The sequence below is a fragment of the Polaromonas sp. P4_F4 genome, from assembly GCF_056401355.1.
Window position 1 is genome coordinate 532426 of the sequence record NZ_JBFUJO010000001.1, and the last position, 10459, is coordinate 542884.

10 protein-coding genes are annotated in these 10459 nt (G+C 62.0%); 2 read left to right on the forward strand and 8 right to left on the reverse strand.

Features of this window, described 5'->3' with window-relative positions:
- Positions 1 to 60: 60 nt before the first annotated feature.
- Both AC1DUR_RS02510 and AC1DUR_RS02515 read left to right on the forward strand, forming a co-directional pair.
- Positions 61 to 618 carry a helix-turn-helix transcriptional regulator gene (locus AC1DUR_RS02510; RefSeq protein ID WP_477717207.1) on the forward strand — a complete coding sequence of 186 codons (558 nt, stop codon included), beginning with the start codon at positions 61 to 63 and terminating at the stop codon, positions 616 to 618.
- A 134-nt stretch (positions 619 to 752) separates the two neighbouring features.
- A complete protein-coding gene (locus AC1DUR_RS02515) occupies positions 753 to 1262 on the forward strand; it encodes a DUF1993 domain-containing protein (protein WP_477717208.1) in 510 nt (169 codons plus the stop codon).
- A gap of 65 nt (positions 1263 to 1327) precedes the next feature.
- On the opposite strand, the gene AC1DUR_RS02520 is transcribed toward AC1DUR_RS02515, so the two are convergent.
- The 8 genes from AC1DUR_RS02520 to AC1DUR_RS02555 all read right to left on the reverse strand — a co-directional run bounded on the left by AC1DUR_RS02520 (position 1328) and on the right by AC1DUR_RS02555 (position 9573).
- Positions 1328 to 1690, reverse strand: coding sequence for an HPF/RaiA family ribosome-associated protein (locus AC1DUR_RS02520; protein ID WP_477717209.1), 363 nt, complete (start codon positions 1688 to 1690; stop codon positions 1328 to 1330).
- A 624-nt stretch (positions 1691 to 2314) separates the two neighbouring features.
- The gene (locus AC1DUR_RS02525; RefSeq protein WP_477717210.1) at positions 2315 to 2695 is read right to left on the reverse strand and encodes a carboxymuconolactone decarboxylase family protein; all 381 of its coding nucleotides are present in this window, start codon (positions 2693 to 2695) and stop codon (positions 2315 to 2317) included.
- A 290-nt stretch (positions 2696 to 2985) separates the two neighbouring features.
- Positions 2986 to 3429 (reverse strand): response regulator, encoded by a 444-nt coding sequence (locus AC1DUR_RS02530; protein ID WP_477717211.1) that lies wholly within the window; start codon positions 3427 to 3429, stop codon positions 2986 to 2988.
- Between the two features lie 21 nt (positions 3430 to 3450).
- Complete coding sequence (locus AC1DUR_RS02535) at positions 3451 to 3903, reverse strand: response regulator (protein ID WP_477717212.1); 453 nt, start codon at positions 3901 to 3903, stop codon at positions 3451 to 3453.
- The gene (locus tag AC1DUR_RS02540; protein ID WP_477717213.1) at positions 3900 to 5039 is read right to left on the reverse strand and encodes a sensor histidine kinase; all 1140 of its coding nucleotides are present in this window, start codon (positions 5037 to 5039) and stop codon (positions 3900 to 3902) included. Before AC1DUR_RS02540 ends, AC1DUR_RS02535 begins: the two co-directional genes overlap by 4 nt.
- 14 nt (positions 5040 to 5053) lie before the next feature.
- A complete protein-coding gene (locus AC1DUR_RS02545; RefSeq protein ID WP_477717214.1) occupies positions 5054 to 6616 on the reverse strand; it encodes a sensor histidine kinase in 1563 nt (520 codons plus the stop codon).
- Positions 6617 to 6621: 5 nt separating this feature from the next.
- The gene (locus tag AC1DUR_RS02550; protein ID WP_477717215.1) at positions 6622 to 7857 is read right to left on the reverse strand and encodes a sensor histidine kinase; all 1236 of its coding nucleotides are present in this window, start codon (positions 7855 to 7857) and stop codon (positions 6622 to 6624) included.
- Between the two features lie 30 nt (positions 7858 to 7887).
- Entirely contained in the window at positions 7888 to 9573 is a 1686-nt protein-coding gene (locus AC1DUR_RS02555; protein WP_477717216.1) for a PAS domain-containing protein, read from the reverse strand.
- Positions 9574 to 10459: the final 886 nt, after the last annotated feature.

The window sequence follows — 10459 nt, forward strand, 5'->3', positions numbered from 1 at the left end:
GAACAATCCGCTACGATACTACGTATTCAGATACGTAGTTTTTCGTAAAGGTTAGCCCCCATGGAAGTCGATTACCAGCTCGCTTTCGATCTGGCGCCCGTCGGGCTCGTGTTGTCCCGAAACCGCTCCATTGTGGACTGCAACCAGCATTTGTGCGAGATGTTTGGCGCCTCGCGAGAGCAACTGGTCGGCCAGTCCTTTCTGGTGCTTTACCCGAGCGTGGACGAGTACGAGCGCATTGGCGCCCGCATGATTCCCATACTCAATACCAGGGGCCTGTACGCCGACGACCGCATCATGAAGCGGGTGGATGGCCGCAACAAGGGCGAAACCTTCTGGTGCCATGTGACCGGGCGCGCCCTGAACCGCAGCGCACCGCATGAAGCCGGCATCTGGACCTTTGAAGACCTGAGTTCGCGCCGCCCGGTGACGGCGGTACTCACGGCACGTGAACGCGAGGTTGCCGCCCACCTGATGGACGGCCTGACCTCCAAGGAAATCGGCCGCGCGCTGGTCATCAGCCACCGCACCGTGGAGATTTACCGGGCCCGCCTGATGCGCAAGTACAAAGCCTCCACCACGGCCGACCTGGTGCACAAGCTTATGGCGGGCGCATAAGCGGCCGAGCCTGCAAGGCCCGCCGCACAGTGGGTTGCTTTCGTTCACGGCCAGCACGATTTTGCGGATGGGAACAGAATCGACTCCAGTATTTTCTCCCCGTCCGATTCACCCACCCTAGCCAAGAGCCCTTTATGCCACTCACCCTCTACCAGGCCTCCGTGCCAGTCTTCACCCGCGGCTTCAACAACCTGGCCGCCGTGCTGGAAAAAGCCAGAGCCCACGCCGAGGCCAACAACATCGACCTGGCCACTTACGTCAATGCCCGCCTCGCCCCCGACATGTACCCGCTGACGGGCCAGATTCAGGGTGCCAGCGACGCAGCCAAGTTTGGCATTGCACGGCTTGGCGGTGTCACGCCGCCAAGCATGGCCGACACCGAAACCACGTTTGAGGAACTACAGGCCCGTATCGCCAACACCATCGCGTTCATGGGGACGGTGAGCGAGGCGCAAATCAATGCCAGCGAAGGCGGCACCATCACCCTCAAGATACGCGGCAAGGAAATGAGTTTCCCCAGTGAGCCCTACCTGCTCAATTTTGTGATGCCCAATTTTTACTTCCACGTCACCACGGCCTATGCCATCTTGCGCAATCAGGGCGTGCCGCTGGGCAAGATGGATTTCCTCGGAAGTCTTAACTGACTTCAACTGACGCCACCAACCCGATAGCCTATAGCCGGTAGCACGCTCGCCGGACCTGCATCTGCTCACGCCTCGCCGGAGTCCACCTCACGGCGAATCGACTTGCGCCCACGGTGCTGGTCGCGCAGTTTGCCGAGTGCGTGTTCGATCAAACGCTTGAGTTTGTCGCTGGCGCCACGGAAGGCCTCGTCCTGACTGGGTGCATGGTGGTTGACGGTCAAGGGGTCGTGGTGCGCCAGACGCGCTTCCATCACGCAGCGCCTGGAATCCGCGCCGGCCCCGTCGCCGGTGTCGTCACTCATATGCACTTCCACGCGGGTAATGTCACCCTTAAAACGGCTCAGCGCTTCGTTCAACTCTGTGGTGGCCCAGCGTTCAAATGCTTCGCCAGTGTGGATGGTGTGGTTGGAATTGACCTGAATTTGCATGTGTATTTCCCCTTCAGGAAATTGCGGCGCGGGCCTGCTGGCAGCAGGGGCGGCGCTGTGATGGAGCCGCACGCGCGGGCGACTGGAAAGCCCATTGTGCGCGCCACCCGTGCCGGAGTGTGCAGGTCCCGTCCTTGGTGAAAGTAAGGGCATCCCGGCCCTATTGAGCACTATTGGGCCCTATCGTGCACTGTCGCGTTGCAATATTTGCTCCTGGATTTATGGCTTCTCGAACCCGTTTTCACTGGTTTACGCCAAATAGCCGCAAAGTTCAATACTTCAACCGGCTTAAGAACCTGTTTACGCTCTAAACGAGGCCGCGCAAGCACCTTCTCGGGATGGGATGCAAGGCGCGGTGCGCCGCCCATAGCTCGGGCTATGGGCAAGCGCCGCAACGCCGCAGACCGCCCGAGAAGGCGCTTGCCCTTCGGGTTGGGGTGACGCGAACGCGGTCGCGTTTGCATCCCCATGGGGGCAGCCGCACGACGCACAGCCGGCCGGCTGTGCGGTCGGGCGATTGAGCCACCCGGCCCTTGCATGGGCATTAGCCCATGCGGCGGACCCGGGCGCCCCACTCATCCCGATTGCACCCCAACGCGGCCTCGTTTAGATCGTAAACAGGTTCTAAGGCGCATCCACCACCTCAGCCGCCGTACGAAAAGCCTCTACCGCGGCAGGCAGACCACAATAAATGCTGGCGTGCAGCAGCACCTCCTGCAACTGCTCCGGCGTCACCCCATTGTTAAGCGCACCGCGCACATGCCCCTTGAGCTCATGCTGCTTTCCCAGGGCGGTCAGCATTGCCACCGTGATCAGGCTGCGCGTCTTCAGGTCCAGTCCCGGCCGCTGCCATACGTCGCCCCAGGCATTGCGGGTGATGTAGCGCTGGATGGGCATGGAAAAATCCGTGGCCTTGCCAAAGGCGTTGGCAACGAAATCCTCACCCATCACCTGCTTGCGGGTGGCGAGGCCTTTGTCGAAATCCTTGTCTGCGGGAGGCGTCATGCTGTGCTCCAAAAAATCCCGAGGATAGCCGCTGGGCAAGATGGGCTATCTGGTGAATTTCAAACCGGGGCATAGCGCGCCCGTTCTGATTGGGCAACCGGCCTTACGCAGGTTCAGACCTTGACGCGGCAGCCCGGCTCTGCACGGGCGCCGTACATGGCCTGAACGGCTGAGCGATGCCTTCAGCCCCCTGGTGGCGCAGCGCCCGAACAATTCCCCGGTATGGATGGGTGGTTGCAGTTGACCTGAAGTTGACTTGAACCTGCATTTTCTCGCTCCTTTTGCATGTGTCAATTTTCTCCGGCCGCCCCCAGCCACTCGCGTTCGAGTTGGGCGATGATTTCACAAGAATTCTTGAACCCCACGGGCGTGGAGATGTAGCCATTGGCGCCAAGCCGGTAGGCCTCGCGCTTATCCGACTCCTGGTCGGAAGAACTCAGGATCACCACCGGAAGCAACCGCGTCCGCTCATCGGCACGCAGACGCTCCAGCACCTGGAACCCGTCGAGCCTCGGCATGTGAAGATCGAGCAACACCAGACGAGGCAGGGCGTTGCTGGTGCTCCCGGACCGGGCCGCCCCATCACCATCAAGCAGGAAGTCCAGGGCTTCCACACCGTCGCGCACGACCTGGATGGTGGCGCTGGACTGGTTGGCCTCGAGGGCAAACACGAATAGTTCGGCTGAAGTGGGGCTGTCTTCAACCAGCAGGATGTCAGGCGCGGAGATGTTCATGGTGAGTAACCCCTTTCACAATCATTCCGGCGGATGCCGTGGCGCAAGGCCTGCGCTCAGCCAGTCGCGTTCGAACTGCGCCAGGGTTTCGCACAAATGCTCGAACTCCACAGGTTTGCGGACGTAGCCATTGGCGCCAAGGCGCTCGGCTTCAAGTCTGTCCGACCTTTGATCGGACGCACTGAAGATCACCACAGGAAGCTGCCGTGTGCGCTCATCGGCACGCAGCCGCGCCAGCACTTCAAACCCGTTGAGCCTTGGCATATTCAGGTCAAGCAGCACCAGTCGGGGCAAGGCGTCCTGGGCGTTCCCGGGTCGGCGTTCTCCACCGAGGAGGACTTCCACCGCCTCGATGCCATCACGCGCGACCCTGATGGTCGTGGCCGACTCATTCATCTGATGAGCGAGCATGAACAGATCGACGTCACTTTGACTGTCTTCAACCAACAAGATGTCTGGTGCGAAAATTTTCATGATGGGACCGGTAGGTTGAAGAAAAATGTGGCGCCACACCCGGGAGATGACTCCACCCAGATACGGCCACCCATGCGTTCGGCGATGCGCAGGGCCATCGCCAGGCCTGCGCCGGTGCCTTCGTAAGCCTCGGGGAGATTCAGCTGGCTGAACAGTTTGAACAGCTTGTCGGCGTAGCGAGGGTCGAAGCCGATGCCGTTGTCGCGAACGAAATAGACATGCTGGTTCGGCTGGGCACCCACCGTGATGACCGCCGGCTGGCGGTCGCGGCTGAACTTGAGCGCGTTGGAGAGCAGTGCGACCAGGAGCCGCCGCAGTAGTGCGGGGTCGGCCTGACAGTCGGGTAGTTCCTCGATGTGGGCATCCACGAGGCGGCCGGGTTCCGCAGCCATCAACTCGCCCATGACTTCGCGCGCGGCGGCTGCGATATCCACACGCGTGGGAGACAAGGTCTGTTGCCGCAGGTTGACGAACGAAAGCAGGTCGTCCACCAGGCGCGCCATGTGCTTGGCACTGCTGGCAATCACCCCTGGAAATCGCAAGGCCGGATCTGGAAGATTGGCGGCGTACCGGGTCAGCAGCAGATGCGAATAGCCTTCCATGGCACGCAGCGGCGAACGCAGGTGATGTGCGACGGCATGCACGAAGCCCTCGATCTCCGTCAGCGCAGCTTCCAGTTCCGCCGTTCGCTCGCTCACACCTTGTTCGATGCTGGCATTGAGGCGACGGATTTCCAGATGCGCGGCGGCGAGCTGGCGTTCACACTCGTGCTTGTGGAGGGCCGCTTCGATGCTGAGTTGCAGTTCGCGCTCGCCGAAAGGTTTCACGAGGAAGCCGTAGGGGAAAGTGAGCTTGTCAAGCTGCAGCGTTGCCTCGTCGGAGTGCGCGGAGAGGAAGATCACCGGCACGTCCAGTTCGTGGCGCAGGATCTCGGCGGTCTGGATGCTGTTCATCTCGCCCCGGATTCCAATGTCCATCAACGCGAGTCTTGGCCGATGCAGGCGCGCCAGGGCGAGTGCCTCCTCGCCCGAGGCTGCGATGCCGCAGACCTTGTAGCCATTGTGCGTGAGCCGGGCTCCAAGATCGGCGGTGACCGCCGCCTGATCTTCGGCGAGGAGAAGCGTGGCTGAATTCATCGCAGGGGCTCGCATCACGCTGGCTTCGGCTCGCTGGGAGCTCTCGCCGGCAGGGTGAAAAAAAATGTGGCGCCGGCGCCTGGCCGGCTCTCAGCCCGGATCCCTCCGCCATGGCTCTCAACGATGCGCTTGACAATGGCCAGCCCCACCCCTGTGCCGGGGAATTCGGCCGCGCTATGGAAGCGCTGGAACGGCTCAAAGAGCTTCGCTGCGCCCGCCAGATCCAGGCCCGCACCGTTGTCGCGGACAAAGTAGGTATGAAAGTCCTCGCCTGCTTCACCGTCTGCAGCGGCGCCGACTTCCACCACCGGTTGCTCGCATTTCGACGAATACTTGAGCGCGTTGCCGAGCAGGTTGACCAGCGCATGCCGGAGTATGGACTCGTCAGCCCAGGCCTGCGGTAGCGTTTCACACACGAACTGCACCGGTTTCTGGCCAGGCAGGGAGGCAAGGTCGTCGAAAACTTCCTGCGCCATGCGCTTCAGGTCCACCGCCGCCAGACGAAGCGATTGCGCGCGGTTCGACTTCAGAAAAAGCAGATAGTCCTCCATCATGCGTTTCATCTGGAGCGCGCCTGCCTGAACGCGATCGAGGAACAATTGTCCTGACGAGTCGAGCTGGTCACGATGCTTATTGGCGAGCAGCTCGGAGAAGCCGGAAATTGCCAGCAGCGGCGCGCGCAAGTCGTGGCTCACGGCAGCGGCGAAGGTTTCCAGCTGGGCACCGAGCACCTCCTGCTGCTCCTTCTCGGCCAGCAGCTGCACCACCTGGCGCGTCAAGGCCTGTTCGCGGCTCTTCGCGGTGCCCCGGTCCGGGGTCTCGACCATCACCACGACAGCGCCGATGATCTTGCCTGTCTCGTCGGTAATGGGCGAAGCGCTGTCATCCACATATCGCTCCTCCCCCGTGCGCGTGATCAGCACGGTGTCCGGGTCCAGACGGACGACCACACCGTGGCGCAGGGCGCGCGCGGCCGGGTCTTCCAGGGGCTGGGCGGCGCCCTGTTTCATCAGACGCACGACTTCGCCGCATGGTTTGCCGGCGGCCTCATCCTGCGTCCAGCCGGTCAGCTTTTCCGCGGCGGGATTGAGCAGCAGGATCTCGGCACGGGTGTTGGTGGCAATGACGGCGTCGCCGATGCTCGTGAACGTGGCGGTCAACCACCGCGCGACCCGGCGCGCCTTGCGCTCCATCTCATGTCGCATCGGTGCCAGCTCGATGGCCACGCGCAGCTGCAGATCATCAAACGGCTTGACGATATAGCCCGCCGGGTCGGTGAGCCGGGCTCTTTGCAAGGTAGCCGAATCGCTGTGCGCCGTGAGGTAGATGACCGGGATGTCCAGCTCGCCACGCAGGTGTTCGGCGGCGTCGATGCCCTCGGGCCGGCCGTGCAACATGATGTCCATCAGGGCGACGTCGGGCCGCATGGTGGTGGCGATCCGGATGGCATCGGCCGCGGTGTCCGCCGCTCCGGCGACTTCGAAGCCGAGCCCCACCAGCCGTTGCTGCAGGTCTTCCGAGACGACGATCTCATCCTCGACCACGAGCACACGGGTTTTGCCCAGCAACTGTTCCATGGTCTTCACGGCGACTTGACCGCCGCCTCCTTGAATCGAATGTCGAACGCTGTGTGGCCGGGCCTGGAGCGCAGCGTCACGTCGGCGCGCAATTGCCTGGTGAACATCCTGACCAGCCGCAGGCCCAGTGTATTGGCCTGCTCCAACTGAAAGTCCGGCGCCAGCCCGACGCCGTCGTCGTGCACGCGCAGGGCGAATTTCCCGTCCGCTTCGGTATTCAACATCACGAGCAGGAGCCCCGGACGGCCATTGGGGAACGCGTACTTGAGCGCGTTGGTCACGAGTTCGTTGAGCATCAGGCCCACAGGCACCGCGGTATCGATGCTAACCGCCGCCGGCTCGAGCCGGAACTCCAGTTTCACCTTGGCATTGGAGGTGTAGGTGCGCATGAGAATACTCACGAGCGTCTGCACATAGTCCGCCAGGTCCACCGTTGCCAGCGTCTCCGACTGGTAAAGCTTTTCGTGGATGAGGGCCATGGAACGGATGCGACCCTGGCTCTCCTGGAACTGCATGAGCGTCTGCGGATCGCGGATGTAGCCCGATTGCAGCGACAGCAAGCTGGCGATGATCTGCAGGTTGTTCTTTACCCGGTGGTGAATCTCCTGCAGCAGCGCCTCCTTTTCCTTCAGCGAAGTCCGGATCTGGTGCTCGATGTCCTTGGTCCGCGAAACGTCGCGGATCGCCGCCGAGACGAGGATGCCCTCGTCCGTGTTCACCGGGCTCAGGAGGATTTCAGTCGGAAACTCGCTCCCGTCCTTGCGCCGCCCCTGCAGCTCCAGTTCGGCGCCCATCGGCCGGAGCCGCGGCTCTGAACCGAAGCGCATCCGGTGCTGGGGATGGAGCCCCCGGAACCGCTCGGGCAGCAGCATCTCGACCATCTGGCCCAGCAGTTCGCTGCGTGCATAGCCGAACAGCTTCTCCGTTTGCGCGTTCACCAGCACCATGCATCCCGCCTCGTTGACGATGACGATCGCGTCTGGCGCGGTTTCCAGCAGCGCACGAAACCGATCCTCCAGGCGCGTACGCTCGCTCACCTCCCCCGCGAGATCGTCAAGAATATTGAGCACCGCCTTTTGCATCTCCTCGAGGCGCAGCTTTTCGGCACCAGAATCTTCCAGTATGTTGAGAACAGCCTTCTGCGTCAGCTCCAGCAGGGCTCTTTCGCCCGCGGCATCCTCCAGGATGTTGACCACCGCCTTCGCGTAGTCGGCCTGGCTGAACTGCTGTTCAGCATCCATGCTTGGCGCCGTCTTCGTTGACATGGTCTGTCACCCGCCCCCGGTTTTCTTGAGCTCCTCGATCTCCCGCTTGCGCTCTTCGATCTCCTTTTTGAGCTCGATCATCTTGAGTTCACGCCCGACGGTGAGCCTCTGGAAGCGCTCCAGTTCCGCCAGCCGCTCCAGCTCCTTGGTTCGCTGCTCGGCGACCTCGGCCTCGGCCTTCTTCTGTGCCGTCACGTCGCGCGCGGCGGCGAACACGCCCAGCACATTGCCGCGTGTGTCCTTGTATACCGAGGCGTTGTACAGCACGTCGGTGAGCTTGCCGTTGCAGTGCCGGATTGTCAGCGGATAGTCGGAGACCGATTCTTTTTCGAAAACCTGCTTGTAGCCTTCGCGCGCCTTTTCCGGCTCGGTGAAGTAGTCGGAAAAGTCGGTCCCGATCAGCTTCTCGCGCGGCAAGCCGGTGATCTCGGCAGAAGCCGCATTGACGTCGGTGATCTTGCCTTCTGCGCTGATGGTGACCAGCGGGTCCAGGCTTGACTCGATCAGGCTCCGGGCATATTGGGAGGCTGTTTTCTGTATGGTTACGTCCCGAATGGTCGCCGCGACGGTCAAACCCTGTGGGCTTTCGATCGGGCTGAGACTGATCTCGATCGGGAACTCACTTCCGTCCTTGCGAACACCCCAGAGTTCGACGCCCGCCCCCATGGGACGCAGGCGCGGTTCGGCGAAGAATTTCCCCCGGTGTCCTGGGTGGCCCTTTCGATAACGGTTCGGGACGAAGATCTCAACGGATTGCCCGAGTATCTCGTCGCGCTCATAACCGAACAAGCTTTCGGTCTGGTTGTTCACCAGGAGGATGATGCCCTCCTTGTTGGCCAGCACCATTGCATCCGGAGCCGACTCGATGAGGGTCCGGAATCTCTGCTCCGCCTTGCGGCTTTGCGTCACGTCGCGTGCGGCCGCGAACACGCCGAGAACGTTCCCCCGGACATCCTTGTAGACCGCAGCGTTGTAGAGGACGTCCGTGAGCCGTCCGTCCGTGTGCCGGATGGTGAGCGGATAGTCGGTGACCGCTCCCTTGGAAAACGCCTCCCGGTACCCCTGGCGCGCCTTGTCGGGCTCGGTGAAGTAGTCCGAGAAATCGGTCCCGATCAGCTTCTCGCGCGGCACGCCGGTGACCTTGATGGAGCCTTCATTGACGTCGGTGATCTTGCCTTCCGGGCTGATGGTGACCAGTGGATCCAGGCTGGCCTCGATCAGGCTGCGCGCATAGAACTGCGTGGCCTGGAGTTCTTCCGTCAGGCGGATTTCATCCGAGATGTCTTTCGAGATGAGCAGGAAGCCGACGGGCTTGTCCGCTGCGTCGCGGCGTGGCGTGATGACGACGCGCGCGGTGAATTGCTCACCGCTTTTGCGGACCCGCGTGATGGTGCCTTCCCATTTACCGGCTTGCAGGGCGGCGGCCATGATCTGGACGGGCTTGTCGGTGGCGATGTCCTCCGGCGTATGAAGCATGGACGAGTTGGCCTTGCCAATGACTTCTTCCGGCTCGTAGCCATACAAGCGGCGTGCACCGGCGTTCCAGAGCTGGATCTTGCCGGTGAGATCCTTGCCGATGATCGAGTACTCGGTCGATGATTCGAGGATGTTTTGCAGGAAGGCCGATTGCTCGCCTTGCGGCGTTATTGGCGCGTCATTGCGCGCCTTCATTGACCCGGCATGAACATCCATAGGGGGCTCCTCCAGACAGGGGTTGGCAAACGATGCGCGGCCGCTATCGCGCCTCGATGAAAATACCTGGCGCTACACCATCGGTTCGTGCGGCCACGCGCGGGCACATTTCGGCAGCGCAGAACGCTGGCGCTGGGTGGTGCCTGTGGGCTGGAAAACGACAGTTTGGCGCTTGACATTCGCCGTTCACTGGACTGCGAGGACCATATGGGCCATTCCGCTCCTCCTTACGTCGTACGCATGCGTCGCAAGCTGCTGCGTGGTCCTGAATGCCACTTTGCTCGCCAGATCGCACCGTACCGAGACAATTATTTTTTTGGAAGCATACGCGCAATGCTGCGGCCTGTCCATGCACGCGCTCATGCACTGGCACGAACCAACCTGCACCGCGCAGGGCAATCACTGGCGGCAAGAGCCCAGGCAGCCAGGGTCGGAGGCGCGCCCCTGCAGGCTTTGGATCGCAGGATCGGGCCGTGCGGGCCGGCAGCGATGGAGTTCTGGTTGTCCGCGACAGGAATGCCTGACGCCAATGGTCCATACCTGCACGGGATTGGGGTTGTTGCTCGTGCGGGGGCTCCTCGGTTGACGTGAAGCAGCCTCGGCCGGGGAATCTGCGGGCAAGTTTAAAATTCATTGCAGTTACGCTAGGGCCTGTGAACGCTATTTATGCAAATGCGAATGGGGTGAAAACAGCGCCAATCAAGGCGCGCGACGACGCCCAGACCGGGCGTCTGGGCTAGGAGCGCAACGCAGAGTGGCGCTGTTTTCACCCCATTCCCTTCGGGTTGCGATCAAAAAGGCCCTGCGCGGCGTTGCAAAGCCTTGGCGGGGTCTACCCCGCCTGCGTTTTGCGCCTTGCTCATGGCCTTTTTGACTCGCAACGCAT

What these genes read in the sequence shown, in the direction of transcription:
- AC1DUR_RS02555 (WP_477717216.1), bottom strand. Translation starts at nt 9,573, where the DNA reads ATGGATGTTCATGCCGGGTCAATGAAGGCGCGCAATGACGCGCCAATA.
- AC1DUR_RS02525 (WP_477717210.1), bottom strand. Translation starts at nt 2,695, where the DNA reads ATGACGCCTCCCGCAGACAAGGATTTCGACAAAGGCCTCGCCACCCGC.
- AC1DUR_RS02510 (WP_477717207.1), top strand. Translation starts at nt 61, where the DNA reads ATGGAAGTCGATTACCAGCTCGCTTTCGATCTGGCGCCCGTCGGGCTC.
- AC1DUR_RS02535 (WP_477717212.1), bottom strand. Translation starts at nt 3,903, where the DNA reads ATGAAAATTTTCGCACCAGACATCTTGTTGGTTGAAGACAGTCAAAGT.
- AC1DUR_RS02530 (WP_477717211.1), bottom strand. Translation starts at nt 3,429, where the DNA reads ATGAACATCTCCGCGCCTGACATCCTGCTGGTTGAAGACAGCCCCACT.
- AC1DUR_RS02550 (WP_477717215.1), bottom strand. Translation starts at nt 7,857, where the DNA reads ATGGATGCTGAACAGCAGTTCAGCCAGGCCGACTACGCGAAGGCGGTG.
- AC1DUR_RS02545 (WP_477717214.1), bottom strand. Translation starts at nt 6,616, where the DNA reads ATGGAACAGTTGCTGGGCAAAACCCGTGTGCTCGTGGTCGAGGATGAG.
- AC1DUR_RS02520 (WP_477717209.1), bottom strand. Translation starts at nt 1,690, where the DNA reads ATGCAAATTCAGGTCAATTCCAACCACACCATCCACACTGGCGAAGCA.
- AC1DUR_RS02540 (WP_477717213.1), bottom strand. Translation starts at nt 5,039, where the DNA reads ATGAATTCAGCCACGCTTCTCCTCGCCGAAGATCAGGCGGCGGTCACC.
- AC1DUR_RS02515 (WP_477717208.1), top strand. Translation starts at nt 753, where the DNA reads ATGCCACTCACCCTCTACCAGGCCTCCGTGCCAGTCTTCACCCGCGGC.